A 15,871-nucleotide genomic window follows, 5' to 3' on the forward strand; every position below is an offset into this window, starting at 1 on the left:
CTCCTTAGTCTGCGTAAATATCTTCAAATGCGGATTCAAGCGGTGGGAATGGGCTTTCCTCAGCGAATTTAACAGAAGCTTCTACTGCTGTTTTCACTTGTGCTTGGATTTCTTCCAATTCTTCAGCGCTAGCAATGTTATTTTCAATAAGGTAATTACGAAGGTTTTCGATTGGGTCTTTTTGTTTCCACAATTCCACTTCTTCACGCGTACGATATTTACCAGGGTCAGATGATGAGTGACCAAGCCAACGATAAGTGACACTTTCAATCAAGACTGGGCCATTGTCGCCACGAACATGGTCTACAGCTTTCTTAAATCCTTCATAAACATCGATGACGTTGTTTCCATCTTCGATAAACATTCCAGGAATTCCATATGCCGCACTACGTTGATGGATATGCTCCACATTGGTCATTTTCTTGATATCCGCAGAAATTCCATAACCGTTGTTAATGCAGTAGAAAATAACAGGAAGTTTCCAAATAGAAGCCATGTTCACTGCTTCGTGGAAAACACCTTCGTTAGTCGCACCATCTCCAAAGAAGCAGACGACAATTTTTCCAGTGTTCTGCATTTGCTGACTGAGGGCTGCACCGACAGCGATTCCCATACCACCACCAACGATACCATTGGCACCGAGGTTCCCAGCATCTAAGTCGGCGATGTGCATAGAACCACCTTTTCCTTTACAGGTTCCAGTGTATTTTCCAAGGATTTCAGCCATCATTCCGTTGAGGTCAATCCCTTTGGCAATAGCTTGCCCGTGTCCACGGTGATTTGAGGTAATCAGATCATCTGGATTAAGAGCCAGCATCGCTCCGACGTTAGCTGCTTCCTCTCCGACAGAAAAGTGAGTCATACCGGGAACTTTCCCCTTTTTCACTAACTGAGCAATTTTTAAGTCCATGCGACGGATTTCTTCCATCTTACGGAACATCTCTAGCAAAAGATTCTTATCTAAAGTTGACATAATCTTGCCTTTCTAACTTTGTTCTTACCTTACTATTTTACCTTTTTTAGTATACACTGTCAAAGTATATGGCTAATAAAATTTCACAAGGTTAAAAAATAAACCCCTGTTAAAACAGGGATTCTCTCTAGTTAGAGCATTTTTTCACAAAGTTGTTTTTCAGGATAATTTCTTAAAATTAGCTCAATCTTTTCATTACGGTTTTCAAACGCCATTGATACAAACAACCAGAAACAATCAAGCTGGCAATTAACCCAATCCAGTAGGCAAATGCCCCTAAGTCAGTTACTTGATCTAGTAGATATCCTAGTGGTATCGCTACTCCCCAATATCCGATTAGGCCAAGATAGAAAGGAACGATAGTGTCCTTATCCCCTCTTAAAATTCCTTGGAGCGGAGCCGCAAAGGTATCAGCTAATTGGAAAAAGAGACTGTAGGTTAGAAATACAGCAGTTGTTTCAATGAACTGAGGGTCATTTCCATATAAACTTGCTACACGATCTCTAAAAATGTAGAGAAAGGATAGGGTAAGACCTGCAAAAATAAGGGCGGTTACTCTCCCCAGACAAGCATAGGTTTTTGCATCCTCAAAACGTTTGGCCCCCACCTCGTAAGACACAACAATCGCCATAGCAGAGGAAATACTCATAGGAAAAGCGTACATGAGGCTGGAAAAGTTCATAGCTGACTGGTGACTGGCGATGATGAGCGATGAAAACTTAGCCATGATTAGTCCAACCACAGAAAAGATAGCTACTTCAGCAAAGACGGTTCCCCCGATTGGTAGACCTAGCCGAACACCTTCCTTGATTTTATCTACATTGAGTGGAATCCGTTTTTCAAGATGTAGCGCTTTTAATCTTTTTTGTTTGAACAAAACAAGAAGAGAAATCCCTAATAAAACCCAATAGGCTAGAGAAGTTCCTAGCCCTGCTCCTGCGCCACCAAGCTCTGGAAAACCAAGGGCTCCATATATCAAGAGATAGTTAAAACCACTATTGAGCGGAAGTAATAGGAGCATGAGATACATAGATAGTTTGGTCAAACCAAGAGAATCTAACAAAGACCGAATGACACTAAAAAGCAACAAGGGAATAATCCCGATAGAAAGGTACCAAAGATAAGTAACTGCAACTGCCGCTACTTGAGCTTCTAGCCCGATATGATTTAAGACAGGCGGTGCTAAGAATACTACCATGCCAAGCAAGACCAAAGACAGTCCGAAAGCTAAGTAGATGAATTGATAAAAGTCAGATGCCACTTCTTCCTTTTTGCCCCGTCCCAGATGATGGCCTATGATGGGAACCATGGCCGAAACAATCCCTGTTAAAAAAGTAAAGAAAGGATTCCATAGACTCGTTGCAGTTGATACTCCTGCCAAGTCCATGGTATTGTACTGCCCAGTCATGGTTGTATCAACAAATGAGGCAGAATAATTGGCAAACTGATAAATCAGGATAGGAAAAAATATCTTAAGAAATAAGACAAACTTATCTTTAAATTGATGGGTTGGATACATATACGCTCTCTATTCTTATCATTTTCAGAGCAGAATCCCATCTAGTTTTGATAGACGATTTGTCCCTTACAAATGGTATATTTAACCTGCCCTTTTAAAGTTTCACCAATAAATGGAGAATTAGCTGATTTTGAAGCAAAGTTTGAATCCACAAGGCGGTCAGCCTTAGCATCAAAGATAGTGATATCCGCTGGACCATTCTCAGTCAAGTAACCAGCTTCAAAGTTGTAAAGTTTGGCTGGATTGACAGTCATTTTTTCAAGCAATTCCATCAAGCTTAGCTCACCAGCTTCCACCAAATAAGTCAAACCAAGAGAAAGAGAGGTTTCCAAACCTGTCATACCAGATGGTGCTTTAGTGATATCTTCTACATTTTTCTCGTCTGCATGGTGAGGCGCGTGGTCCGTTGCGATAACTGTGATAACACCTGACTTGAGACCTTCGATAACGGCACGACGATCTGACTCCAAACGAAGCGGAGGATTCATTTTAGCATTACTACCTTGAGTCAAGAGAAGTGCTTCTGTCTTAGAGAAATGCTGTGGCGCTACTTCTGCTGTGACTTGCGCTCCCAAACCTTGAGCGAATTCCACTACCTTGACACTTTCCTCCTTAGACAAATGCTGGATGTGAACATGGGCCTTGGTTGCATAGGCAATCATAACATCACGCGCAATCATAGCGTATTCTGCCACTCCTGTCGCTCCACAGATATGGAAATATTCTTTAGCAATGTTTTCGTTAAATCCAAGAATCCCATTCAAACCTGGATCTTCCTCATGAAGGCAGATAAAGGTATTAAGTTTTTTAGCTTCTTCCATGGCTTCCTTGACCACTTTACTGCTCTCAAGCGGAATACCGTCATCAGAAAAACCAACGGCTCCAGCTTCCAAAAGTGCCTTAAAGTCTGTCAAGTCTTGGCCATTAAAATTCTTAGTAATGGTCGCAACCGTCTTGACATTGATTTGTTCCTTGGCAGCTGACTGTAGAACTTCTTGAAGAGTTTCCACATCCGAGATGGTTGGACTGGTATTAGCCATCATAACAACCGTTGTAAAACCACCTGCAGCAGCCGCTAATGCCCCAGTATGGATGTCCTCCTTGTGGGTCTGACCAGGTTCACGGAAATGAACATGGATATCGACTAGTCCAGGCGCAACTACAAGACCAGTAGCATCAAGCACCTCTGCTCCTTCTTCCTTGATTTCAGGGGCAATGTTGACAATTTTTCCATCTTGGACTAAAATATCACACACTTGATCCAAACCAGACTTGGGATCCATTACACGACCATTTTTGATAAGTAGCATCTGCTTTCTCCTTTATTCATAGAAATCAACTTGGGTATCCAACAATTTATCCCCATCATAAACAAACTTGGCTGAAAAGAAGGGTTTATCTTCTAAAAGCCACTCAACAAAGGTGTGGTCACCCTCCCAAGTTGGCTTGCTCAAAACTTCATCATAGGGAACCCATTCCAACGTCCCTTCATTGCAGTCAATCAAGTCACCCTCAAACTCCGTTACCTTAAAAACATAGGTGTACCAGTCTAGATCTGGTGTGAATTCTGGAAAAGTGATAACACCTTTGAGTACTGGCTTGGCTTTGAGCCCTGTCTCTTCGAGGATTTCACGCGCTGCACATTCCTGTGGAGTCTCACCTCGCTCTAGCTTACCACCCACACCAATCCATTTGCCTTCGTGGACATCATTGGGCTTCTTATTTCGATGGAGCATGAGTAGTTCTTTTCCGTTATCAATGTAGCAAATCGTCGCTAACTGAGGCATATTCTCTCCTTATCTAAGCCAATCGATTGGCTCTTGTCCTGTCTCTTTTAAGAATGCATTGGCCTTGGAAAAAGGCTTGGAACCCCAAAATCCTCTATAAACCGATAAAGGACTAGGATGGGCTGATTCGATAATCAAGTGGTGAGAATTGGTAACCAAAGCCTTCTTCTTGCGTGCATAAGCACCCCAGAGTACAAAGACTACAGGTCTGTCTAGATTATTGACAACCCGAATCACAGCATCTGTAAAAGGCTCCCATATCTGCCCAGCATGACCGTTTGCCTGCCCAGCAGGAACGGTCAAACAAGCATTGAGAAGTAAGACTCCTTGCTCAGCCCAAGACGTTAAATCATGGGACTTCTTAGCTCCGATGTCATCTGACAATTCTTTCAAGATATTTTGCAAGGACGGTGGCACTGGAATAGCATCGGGTACAGAAAAACTCAAGCCCTGCGCCTGACCTGGCCCGTGATAGGGGTCTTGCCCTAGAATCACCACCTTCACTTCTTCAAGCGGTGTAGTCAAGAGAGCCTGAAAAACTTTTTCCTTAGGTGGATAGACAGTTCCCTGAGCATAGACCTGTTCCATAAATTGATTGATTTTCCCGAAATAACCTTCAGGTAATTGCTCCTTAATCAAAGCATGCCATGATGAGTGTTGCATCGCCAACTCCTTCGTTTTTACTGCCTCTATTATAGCAAAAAGTGGCTATCTAAACCACTTTTTACAGTTCTTATATATACTGTTATTGACCCTATTATTTGACATTAGTATTCACAGTATCAATCAGCCATTAAAAACTTTTCGATTGTATCAATAGCATAGGAAAGTTGATTATTTACAGACATCATCCGTTCAAGATTAGCGTCCATATAGTAGAGTTCAGATAAACCACCCCTAGGGAGAAAGAGTGAATAGTGGATATTCATCTTCTCTCGAGTACTTAGCTCTATATGATTGCTTATGATATACTTTAACTCTTTTAACGAATTTACTTGGGCAACCACACCTTTTAACTGATACTGCTCGATGAGATTTAGTAAGTTATCAATCTCTTCAATGACTTTAATTTCCATATCAACACCTCTTAGGAAAAGCACTACATAGCATCCAAACAATCTAGTAAGTCTTGGTAAGAATGGACTTCATAAGTTGGTTGGAGTTGTGTGTGATTTTCGAGGTGATAGGGATTGTACCAGATAGTATCAATTCCAGCATTATTACCACCTTGAATGTCGGCGGTTAGAGAATCTCCAATCATCAGGGCCTTTTCTTTATCAAATCCTGCAATCTGCTGACCAATTTTTTCATAGAATAGTGCATCAGGTTTTTGCGTTTGCAACTGCTCGGAGATAAAGACTTGGTTGAAATAGGGAGCCAGACCAGATTGAGCCAAACGTCCCGTCTGAATGGCAGTAATCCCATTTGTCGCAGCATACAAGTCATAATCTCGTTCGATGAGATTGTCCAAGAGTTCATGAGCACCTGAAAAAGTTTGTCCCTGTTGAGCGAGATAAAATTGGTAACGCTGGGCAAGAAAACTACCTTCTTTCTCCAGTCCAAAATGAGCAAATAAACGAGAAAAGCGCGTGTTAACCAGTTCTTGTTTACTGATTTTCTTTTGCTCCAAGTCCTTCCAGAGAGCCTTGTTCATCGGAACGTAATAGTCTTTATAGGCTTGGATATCCGCAACTCCTTCTTCCTTTAGAAGTTGCGTCAAAGCCACATCCTCAGCAGCATCAAAATCAAGAAGAGTATGGTCAAGATCGAAGAGTAGAAATTTGTAGGGCATCGAGTTTCCTTTCTGAAAGGGAAAAATAATCTAATATTTTAACAAGTATTGAGTACAATTTTAACTACCAGATAAATCTCTGATTATCGAACCATAACGTTTATAAATTCCAGAGTCTAATCCTTTCTGAATATTTAATGGAATTTCTAAAGTAACTTGATTTAATGACATAATTATAACTTACCTCTTAATTCTATCGATCTGGTTTATTCAAAAATAAAATCAGCAATTCGTTTTGCAGCTTTTTCTGTTGCCGATTCAATGTCAGTTTTAGTCCAAGTATCATTTACATAATTAACTAGGGATTTAGCTATTGGGAACTTACTACCTATATAGCCATGACCGCTCGTAATCGTATTCTCTCTCTTTGTTCTGAACCAAGCATCTCCGATTCCACGATTGATGTCAGCTTCAAGAAGTATTTTATTACCAATTTTCTCAGCATATTCTCTGAATTCATCTTGATTCTCAAAACCTGCATCTAACATAATGTTTTCACGATTTAACCCGCTTTGAGGCATGATATGTTCAATATCAATTTTCCCCTCTAGGTTAAATTCATCCCCCTTTTCCATTGCAAATAGGTATTCATTTACATAGAGAAGAGAATTTGAAATTCCACTCTCAGTCAGAATCTGCTTCACATCATCATACGCAAAATTTGTCAGAATATGGTTCCTAATTTTTGAAATCAACTCCTCTTCTGATATTGAATCAACCTGACTATACATCACATTGATTTCTTCTAAAAAGCCTTTAAAAAGACTATGACTATAAGAGAGTTCGGATAATTCGACTAGAATGCCCAGTCTCAGTATGTATTCTAGATAAACGCTATCCTCTCTAAAGAATAGATAACTACTAACAAACGGTCGTAGATTTCCATTTAATTTGCTTATCAACTGACCATTAATGGTATCAGATACTCGCTCAAAATTGTTTATTATTTTATTTAACTCAGTAGTAAATACAATATCTTTATTCAATAGATACTTGTTCTTAGAGAAAAAGGCTCTTATACCAGGATTTCTACGCTCAGTACTATTTTGCTCTGATAACTTTACAAAAATATAGTGAGTAATTAACGCATTTAAATCTAGTCTGGAAGAATCCGTGCGTTGTACAATCTCTTGCCAATTACTTTCAAACATCTTTTTGTTTGGTGATTTAGCAATTAGTTGCGATACTAGAATTTCAATTGGTGTAAGTGGAACACCAGTCCCATTTAATGAATTGAAGATATTGATAGCCTGATCAGTATTGTAGCTTGTAATCGTAATGACTTGGCAATTCTCGATGAAATGGTTGGAGAATCTGATAAAGTTCAAAACATTCAATTCACTACACATATTGTAGAAATATCTAAAATTTTTATAGAAGTTTGTATAGCGATTGTCTTTTTGGCGTCGATAAATTTGATGAACATTTTCTTTTATAGAATTGAAGTCTTTACCCAGCATAATAGTAGACATCTCACTGGCATATCTCTCTGAAATCGAATGATTAAGATACTTTATCCTATCCTCGCTAGGATAATATAGTCCATCTACAAAATCTTCTTTTTCGTCGTCAGAAACATTAAAAAGCATTGTCACAATTTGCTCTTTAAGCCCGTTCAATCGTTTAACAGAACGACGAGCTTCTGCATCAGAACTAGGTAAAACTTCAAGATCTTTCTCAATTTTTAGAAGAATGGCTTTTAAAAGCAACATAAAAGTCGTAGTTCTTTGCTGACCATCAATCAAAGTTACCTCATGTTCTTCTCCAGATTCTTGAGCGATGAGGACCGCTCCAAAGAAATAATTGTCTTGGGAACTATCATCGAAATTTTCCATATGAAGATTAATATCTTCAATGAGTTGTTCACATTGTGGTACTTGCCAAGCATAGGGTCTCTGATAGGTAGGAATGTAAAACTCTGATTTTTCAAAATAAGTTTTGACTGTTTGTAAGGCCGGTTGAATATCGTTTCTCATTCAGATTCTCCATTAATTTATTCTGATAATATTATATCACGAAAACACTGACAATATAAATCAATACAAGTTTGAACGAAGGTAAAATTTTGTATAGCGATAACATCAAACTTACTTTTTCCGCACAATTAGTAACTTCATTTTCAATACTCTATAAAATCCTTTGTAAGCAATAAATTTCAAAGAATCAAAATTTGCAGGGCATTTAGTTTTCTTCCTGAATATTCATTAAGAACATTATAGTATAAATGAAAATTTGAAGTTAACATTGTTTGAATAACTTAAACTCTCCAATACTACACTCCCCTACCCCAACTCCTTGGCTATTCTGCTCTTTTCAAGTTTTCCCTTAGTAATTCGTTTCCATAAAACAAGAGGGTTCAAACTATAGGATAAACGTAGGAGAAAATAATTAACCCATTCTATAAGGGCAAAAAGCTGTATCAATGTAGCTAAGATAGCCACTTGGAAACTCTGTGTATTCCAGACAATAAAAGGAAAGCCTGAAATAAGTAAAACGAGATCTAGTATTCTAAGCCCACCATATAGTTTGGGGACACTAGCGCTTCCGAACTGAGGTTTCGAGAGTCTTCTAATCAAAATCGCCCAATAGATTGAACCTTGAAGCAAAATAAATGTCAGTAAAGACAGTGGATAGAGAATGGTTACTAGACTATTCACATCACCAAGCCGATTTTTCAAAAGGAAAAAACAAAACCAAATGGATAGGACGGCTGTGAACTCTCCCAAACAGAGGGACACCAACTCTTTTCTAACTTTCACTTTTTGTATGATCATTATCTCCCCTATTTATCTATCATCCTATATCAGAAAAAAAGCATTCTAAGGATTTTCTAGTCAACATTTCTCAGAATGAAGGCATTCTAAGAATCGAACAGTCTGATTGCTTTAATATAATTGTAATTCCAAACTTAGAATTACTATAAAATAAATGTTTTATGGCTATTCTAAGTCAATGACAGCCTTAAATTTTAATTTTAGAAGGATTCTAAAGCTAGAATAACTCAAAAACCACGAGAATGAAGCAATTCGAAGCTTAGAAGACCTTTTTCTAAACTTCAGACTCACTTTAACTAGTAGGACTTACAATTTTTCTGATGAGCTTTAAGTTTTTTAAGAGCCCAGTCATAGTGACTGGAGGTGGCACTCACAAAGTAGGAGCCTAGACTTGTTCCTCCCGTCCACTTATAGAGACCTTTTGTGAACAATTCGTCATTGCTGAAGCCTTCCATCAACTCTAAAACCTCTTTATGCGATTGATTGAGGAGTTTGGTCGCTTCTTCTAAGGACGTTCTCTGGTGCTTCTTCCAAAAAGCGACATTCATTTCCCCATAAGTTTTCCAATTATAAGGCTCAGGGAGAAAAGGTCTCTCATGACCTGTTTGATTAGAATGTACCCAAGTCAAAAGTAACTGATGCCATTCATAGAGATGGATCAGAACATCCCGTAGATTTTTATCTCTTTTCCAGTGAGCTTCTTTTTTCTTTTGGTCTTTTAAAAAATCAAAAGGAGTCTGTAGCTCCTCTTCACTTAGCTGAGAAATTAAGAGATTAAGTTTTTCATAGTTTTCCTTAGAGGCTAACACTAGCTCCTCTTTTGTTTTTGGTCTAGGCATAGGAGTTCTCCCTTCATTTTCAAGTAGAATAAGCTATTTCCTCACTTCATTATACCATAATCAAAAAGCAGTTCTTCATTTTACGAAAAACTGCTTCTACTGACTAGTTATTTATGCTTATAGTCACTACTTTACATATGAATCTTTAAAGCAACCATCCACTTCAGCTATCTGATAGAGCAAGTCGGCTAGTTCTTGGTAATCTTCTTTTAAACATGAAAGATGGGCTTGACCAAATAGAGTAGCTAATTCCTCTTTTAATCTTGCCCCTTCTGGATCATGATCTTTTAAGAACTTACTGAGATAGAGATTTCGAACAGCTGCAAGTTTAAAGCTGAAATACTGATGCAATTGTTTTTGTTCCGTATTTAAGCCATTTTCAGCAACTGCTTTTGCATAGCATTCCAAAACATTACTTTGTCCATCCAGATATCTGTCCCTTATAAGCCTTGCTGTTTCTTGATAGATTTGAGTTTGACTAGGACTCTTTACCTTCCTAAAATTTCCCCACATGGAGTATGCTCCGCGCTTATAGTTAATAGCCTCTGCCTTCCAGGCTTTTAAGATGTCTTTAAAAGCAACCTTCATACAGGCAAAACCAGCTGGATCGTGCAAATAAAGGTACTGATCATCAATGTCATACACGGTTACGAAGTGATCCACACCATAAAGGATTGTGTGATTGGGATTGTAGTTCAGATGCCCCATATCAAGAGGTCCCAGTACGACAGGTCCATTGGACAGAAAGGTTTCCAACTTTCCTTTAACTTCTTCCAAATCTACTTCCAATCCATCCTTTAGATAGAAGTCCTCATAGTCAAACCCAAGTATTTTTAAGGAATGAGAGATGGAAAGGTCTGGCATTCCATTATCAAAGAATACTAAAGGGTGCTCCTCATCTTCCTTCACGATACTAGCGCCATTTCCCATCACCATGATTGCCTCTAAAAAATCTGCTTTAAAGTCATAACCATAGGCATCCAGTGCCATTGCCAATGAATAGCTATAGCAAAGTGACACATCTCCAAAATACATCTGCATATTCCTGCCTCCTTATCTTCTATGGGACTATTATACCGAGAAAACTATTCTCATGCCCCATAAAATCCAAACAAATAATATGGGGTTTTGTGATCTATAGTCATGAACTTCAACAAGAAAACTGGCTGTTTCTCTCAACAACCAGTTTTCAATTTTTAAGCTAATTCTTGACTGTTTTTCTTATGAAAGAAAAGCGAGACGATAGCCAAAATACCAAAGGCTAGGCCGACATACCAGTAAGGTTGATCTAGGGTCGTTGAACGACCTGATAGATTGACAATACCTCGAAAGAGCATTCCAGCTGTTAGGACTGCAACTGCCGAGTTCCACAAGTTTAGGCTGATTCGTCCTACGTTTGGCATGATTTTCAACAGTAATGCCAGAACGATACCCCCTACTAGAGGGACTGCAAAGAGATAGTGCATATGAAGCGAGGTCTCCCCAAAACTAAAGGACTCGTAGATACGGCTAAATGCAAATAAGAAAATAGTGAGAAGACTATAGCTAACGAGTGTCTTTTTGAGGCGTTTGTTTTTGATTTTAGTAACCGATGTAGACAATATCACTCACCGCCCTTTCTGATATCTTACTTCCACCTGTAGTCGGTTTATTGATTACCTGACCGTTAAAGTAGAGAGTTGAGGATCCACCACCATCAAGGTTATAGGCTGTCTTCACTCCGTAAGATTTCATCACTTCTGCCATCTGGTAAAGTGATAAGCCTTTGCTTTCAGAGGTACGACCATCCGAAACGACGATGATGTAGTGATTTTCATCGATAATCCCGATGGCAGTACGAGGATTCGATGACATGGCTTGACCGACTTCTGTATTGGTATCAACAGATATTTCTCCATTCTCAACTAGAGACGGACCAAATGCCAGTAGATTGACGACACCGTCCTGAACCAATTGATCGGCTGAAACTTGGTCCTCGTAGATGATTTTAAAGGAGCCGTCCTTGTAAATGGCAAGGTCACCGTTACTAGCATCTTCACGGACACTGTCCCTATAGACAACTCCATTACGTATAACATAACCAGAACTATTGGCTCCATAGTAGTCACCGTTAACTGCTAGAATGGCATTGTTTTCAGCAGCCGTTACAGAGGTTTTAGCTGTGACGTTAGTTCCATAGGAGTTTTGAGCTAAAGCTGTTTTGAGATAATCCGATGAACTAAGGGTTATATCTGCCACATAGACTTGCGTTTCATTGACAGTCTTTTCAGTGAGGGTGACACTGATATTTCCATCTGAATAGCTAGTATCCGTCACTTGAGCATTTTTTGCTGCCTGACTTGCTGCTGCGGTGTTAGAGGTTGAGCCGGTATTAGATACAGTGGAAATCGTTTCAGCGAGTACAAAGGTCTTCAACATCGAATAGGTAAAGGAGCTTGTCAGGAGCAAGCCCAAGACCGAGGCGTATAGATAGGGTTTCTTTAAAACTTTCATAATGGGCTACAAGTCCTTTCTTTGAAAATAAAGCGAGTTTGAACTGTCCAAGAGAGAATAAAGAGCATGATTCCGACAAGTATCTTCGCAATCATCAAATTGACTCCAAGACCTGAATTAAAGAGACGAATCAGGATGGTGTCTAGGATAAAGAGACCAACTGCTAGTCCAAAATAGCCTGATCCTGTTTTAAAACTGCTCGCCTTGTTCTTAAAGACCAATTTTTTGTTGGTAGAAAAGTTAAAGATGGAGCTAGTCACACGTGCCAAACCATTTGAGAGGAGAACACGAAGACCTGTCGGAATAAAGCTCAAGCATAGAATAGAGAGAGCGTAGACCACATAATCTACGATAAAACTACTAAAAGACGAGAGCGCAAACTTTAAAATATTTTTATAAATCATCAAGCCATCCCGAATAGGTCGGAAGTGAGAAGCCTCATTGTCGTTGATATAGACTGTTTCAATCGGAACTTCTAAGATTGGGTAGGCTTGGCTTGCTTCGAGGAGCATGTTCATCTCGTATTCATACCGTTGTCCTTCTACCTTGAGCATAAAAGGGATCATATCCGTTGAAAAGGCACGTAATCCTGTCTGTGTGTCGGATACAGCGACACCTGTCTGCAGTTTAAACAAGATACGAGTCAAGCTGTTTCCAAAACGACTACGTAAGGGAACCTTGCCATTAAAGGCACGGACACCAAGGACAAGTGTATTAGGATTTTCATTTGATTTGGTCAAGCTACGAAAGATGTCCCAGATCCTATGTTGGCCATCTGAGTCAGCTGTGACCACAGTTCCAGGCATGTTAAGTGACTGAATGTACTCAAAGGCTGTTTTCAGAGCTTGACCTTTTCCTTGATTGACCTGGTGGTGAAGCACCGTCGCAAAATCCTCTGCTTGAGCAAAAATGTCTTGGCATTCTGCTGAACTTCCATCATCAATGACAATGATGTAAAAATTGCTCCTGTTGTGAATCTTTTCAATCAATTTGATGAGATTGTAGTCAGGTTCGTAAGCTGGAATAACTAGATAGTTCATATTTACACCTCTTTCTTTGATGATTGGAAAAGTATACAGATAAATGCTTAAAAATTCCTTATACTTAAATTAAAGTAAAATCACTTTTATTGTTTTTCTTAAAAATCCCTGATTCCAAAAAAAGAAAAACTCTGTAGAAGGTGCCTTCTACAGAGTTAGTTTTGCATCTTTATAAAATGTCAGAAAATGATCTAGTACTTAATCACTGGTATCCATAATTCCATTTGATAGTCTGGTGACGACATGTCTCCTTCGGTATAGACTTCGAAGTCTGGCGCTCCTGAGTGGCGATAGCCTGTTTCAGGGAAAAAGACCTCCAAGACATATTTCCAAGCATTGTGAATGCTAGCTGGTATAGGGCCTTTGACTGGTACGATAGCATATTCAGCGGCTGGGACATCTTTGATGGACAGACCTAGTTCTTCTGCTTTAGCTTTATCCGTCACATCATAAGCAGCCATATAGTTGATGATTTCGCCTTCTTTGACATCCGAGCAGACACCAAAGGATTGCCCACTACCCAAACTTTCTAGGTTTTCAACGCTGTGATTGTTATAGAGATTCTCCCAAGCAGACGGGCACTGACTATTGTCAATAGCTTCCAATAGGACACCTGCCACGGTAAATGCAGGCTTCTTTTGAATCTTGATATCCATGTTCTTTCCTCCTGTAATCTTTAAGGATAATTGAAGTCTAGGAAAGACCCGATAAGGTTTTCCATTTCGAACTTCTGAGGGAGTTGCCCCATGGAATTTCTTAAAGGCCGCACTAAAAGCATCCGCAGAGTCGTAGCCATATTTCAGTGCTATATCGATGACTTTCTCAGAGTCTTCCCGCAAGTCTGTCACAGCTTCTGACAACCTGCGATTGCGCAAGTATTCTGCTAAAGTCATATCTGCTAGGATGGAAAATAGTCTACTAAAGAGAGGGTAAGAATAGCCCGATAACTGCTGAAATCTTTTCATATCCACTTCTCCAGTCAGCTGCTGCTCCAAATAATCCATGGTTTGATTGAATTGATGCATCATATTCTTCTTTTCTTACCTCCATAAGATACAAAGGTCGTTAAAAGCAAAGTGAAAATTGGAAAATTGACGGAGGGGCTCCTGCTCCGAGAAAATTTCATCTTTTTCACACAGCTTTTAGGCCGTGTTCAATTCTAACTATAGTCTAACAGATATAAGATACTTCCGCCCCAGAATTTTTGTACAAGATTTAAAGGTGTAAAATCTATAACTTATCTTTTAATTTCTCAACAAAGAGATAGGATGCTGGGCAGGTCAAGGTATTCTTAATCGTCAAATGGTTGATTTGATGGATCTTTTTCCTATCTGTATGGGGAAATTCACGACAGGCCTTGGGACGAACATCATAGATGGAGCAGAGATTGTCTCCTCCTAGAAAGGGGCAAGGCATGGATTTGAAAACCTTATCCCCATCTTCATCCACCTGAAGGAATTCCGCTTCAAAAGCCGGTAATTTCATCTTAAAGTACTTAGCGATACGGGTGATATCTGCTTCTTTAAAGTCAGGCCCCAAAGTCTTGCAACAGTTAGCACAGGCAGTACAATCAATCTCAGCAAAGACTTCTTGGTGAATCTGCTGCGCAATCTTATCTAAGTTTTTAGGAGGTTTTTTCTTTAGATTAGCTAACACTTTGCGGTGCTCCTTCTGCTTTTGCAGTGCTAGTTGGTGGTAATACTCAATATCAATCTCTTTAGACATAATTTCTTCCTAATACAAGTGTTTTTGTCTATTATACCATAAACTCTGCCCCCTTTTTGCTCCCTGAACAGAAAAAAAGCCCTTCGGAAAAAATCCGAGGGGCTAAAAACGTTGTTAAATCAACGATAATTTTTCAAGTTATCTATTAAAAATAATCATTAATCCTATCTTCAAACCAGTTTCTTCTCCTAGCTCTAGATAATTCCAAGTTAATAGAAAATTTTCCAACTGTAAATGCACTATATAGACAAATCACAAATTTTTCAAACCAATTCATTTCTTCGATATATTGTTTAAAGCAAAGATAACAATAATGTTCTTGTAACGGCTCTAATGCTTTTATACGTTCCCTATTATTATCGGCATATTTTTCATTTATTTCATGATAACGTTTTGAAAAATCAGGATCATGTTCAATTTCGTCATCAAATGTTGCCATTGCAAAATCTAACGAACTAATATAATACCCCTCTATCAGTGCTCGTCTAGAAAAAACAATTAATGCTATGAATGCAGCGATTAAAGCGAGAACACCTCCGACCATATCCCAAAATTCAGAGGCATAAAAATTTCCAGAGATTAGATAGTTAAAGCCGAAAAGAATAGCCACAAAAAGAATTATCCATAATAAACCTTTAGCGATAAAATCCGTTCCAAATGATCTACGTTCCCATTTTTGCTTAATCTTCAAGTTTATCTCCTTTTTTGAGGTCTATTATATTTTATCATACAATCAACTAGATATCTACCAACTCATGATACGCTCCCATATTCGGTAATGGAATAATACTAAAATACAAATCTGAGTAAGTTTCAAACCATTTATTCAGCTTGTTATAGGCTGGCGACTGACTAACAAATAATATACGTTGACAAGCTCCAGTCAAAAAAGCACTAAGGGGAAGAGTCCCAAAGTGCTTTTTTATAGC

Annotated in this window: 17 protein-coding genes; all 17 read right to left on the bottom strand. The window is 39.0% G+C overall.

The features are described from left to right. Positions 1–4 precede the first annotated feature (4 nt). Positions 5–973 (bottom strand): thiamine pyrophosphate-dependent dehydrogenase E1 component subunit alpha, encoded by a 969-nt coding sequence (locus D8844_RS03130; RefSeq protein ID WP_125421819.1) that lies wholly within the window; start codon positions 971–973, stop codon positions 5–7. Positions 974–1,151: 178 nt separating this feature from the next. Beyond that, positions 1,152–2,492 (bottom strand): MATE family efflux transporter, encoded by a 1,341-nt coding sequence (locus D8844_RS03135; protein WP_125421822.1) that lies wholly within the window; start codon positions 2,490–2,492, stop codon positions 1,152–1,154. Between the two features lie 41 nt (positions 2,493–2,533). Then, complete coding sequence (locus D8844_RS03140; RefSeq protein ID WP_125421825.1) at positions 2,534–3,802, bottom strand: dihydroorotase; 1,269 nt, start codon at positions 3,800–3,802, stop codon at positions 2,534–2,536. Between the two features lie 12 nt (positions 3,803–3,814). Next, positions 3,815–4,279, bottom strand: a complete 465-nt coding sequence (locus D8844_RS03145; RefSeq protein ID WP_001135768.1) for an NUDIX hydrolase — start codon at positions 4,277–4,279, stop codon at positions 3,815–3,817. Between the two features lie 9 nt (positions 4,280–4,288). Next, positions 4,289–4,942, bottom strand: a complete 654-nt coding sequence (locus tag D8844_RS03150) for a uracil-DNA glycosylase (RefSeq protein ID WP_125421828.1) — start codon at positions 4,940–4,942, stop codon at positions 4,289–4,291. A gap of 119 nt (positions 4,943–5,061) precedes the next feature. After that, complete coding sequence (locus D8844_RS03155; RefSeq protein WP_125421831.1) at positions 5,062–5,355, bottom strand: hypothetical protein; 294 nt, start codon at positions 5,353–5,355, stop codon at positions 5,062–5,064. Between the two features lie 23 nt (positions 5,356–5,378). Further along, the gene (gene pynA, locus D8844_RS03160) at positions 5,379–6,071 is read right to left on the bottom strand and encodes a pyrimidine 5'-nucleotidase PynA (protein ID WP_125421834.1); all 693 of its coding nucleotides are present in this window, start codon (positions 6,069–6,071) and stop codon (positions 5,379–5,381) included. A gap of 206 nt (positions 6,072–6,277) precedes the next feature. Next, complete coding sequence (locus tag D8844_RS03165) at positions 6,278–8,047, bottom strand: DUF262 domain-containing protein (RefSeq protein ID WP_125421837.1); 1,770 nt, start codon at positions 8,045–8,047, stop codon at positions 6,278–6,280. 306 nt (positions 8,048–8,353) lie between these two features. After that, entirely contained in the window at positions 8,354–8,857 is a 504-nt protein-coding gene (locus D8844_RS10495; protein WP_125421955.1) for a hypothetical protein, read from the bottom strand. A 284-nt stretch (positions 8,858–9,141) separates the two neighbouring features. Beyond that, entirely contained in the window at positions 9,142–9,684 is a 543-nt protein-coding gene (locus D8844_RS03175) for a ClbS/DfsB family four-helix bundle protein (RefSeq protein ID WP_125421840.1), read from the bottom strand. 126 nt (positions 9,685–9,810) lie between these two features. Continuing rightward, complete coding sequence (locus tag D8844_RS03180; protein ID WP_125421843.1) at positions 9,811–10,725, bottom strand: YobF C-terminal domain-containing protein; 915 nt, start codon at positions 10,723–10,725, stop codon at positions 9,811–9,813. A 155-nt stretch (positions 10,726–10,880) separates the two neighbouring features. Further along, complete coding sequence (locus tag D8844_RS03185; protein ID WP_070683922.1) at positions 10,881–11,291, bottom strand: hypothetical protein; 411 nt, start codon at positions 11,289–11,291, stop codon at positions 10,881–10,883. Beyond that, on the bottom strand, positions 11,266–12,177 hold the full coding sequence (locus D8844_RS03190; RefSeq protein WP_070683924.1) for a phosphodiester glycosidase family protein: 912 nt from the start codon (positions 12,175–12,177) through the stop codon (positions 11,266–11,268). Before D8844_RS03190 ends, D8844_RS03185 begins: the two co-directional genes overlap by 26 nt. Continuing rightward, positions 12,174–13,217 (bottom strand): bifunctional glycosyltransferase family 2/GtrA family protein, encoded by a 1,044-nt coding sequence (locus D8844_RS03195; protein ID WP_070683926.1) that lies wholly within the window; start codon positions 13,215–13,217, stop codon positions 12,174–12,176. Before D8844_RS03195 ends, D8844_RS03190 begins: the two co-directional genes overlap by 4 nt. A gap of 191 nt (positions 13,218–13,408) precedes the next feature. Then, on the bottom strand, positions 13,409–14,245 hold the full coding sequence (locus D8844_RS03200; RefSeq protein WP_070567419.1) for an AraC family transcriptional regulator: 837 nt from the start codon (positions 14,243–14,245) through the stop codon (positions 13,409–13,411). Positions 14,246–14,447: 202 nt separating this feature from the next. After that, a complete protein-coding gene (locus D8844_RS03205) occupies positions 14,448–14,942 on the bottom strand; it encodes a YkgJ family cysteine cluster protein (protein WP_125421846.1) in 495 nt (164 codons plus the stop codon). 145 nt (positions 14,943–15,087) lie between these two features. After that, positions 15,088–15,633, bottom strand: a complete 546-nt coding sequence (locus D8844_RS03210; RefSeq protein ID WP_070567423.1) for a hypothetical protein — start codon at positions 15,631–15,633, stop codon at positions 15,088–15,090. Positions 15,634–15,871 lie beyond the last annotated feature (238 nt).

The organism is Streptococcus oralis (genome assembly GCF_003942875.1).
Classification (GTDB): domain Bacteria; phylum Bacillota; class Bacilli; order Lactobacillales; family Streptococcaceae; genus Streptococcus; species Streptococcus oralis_BX.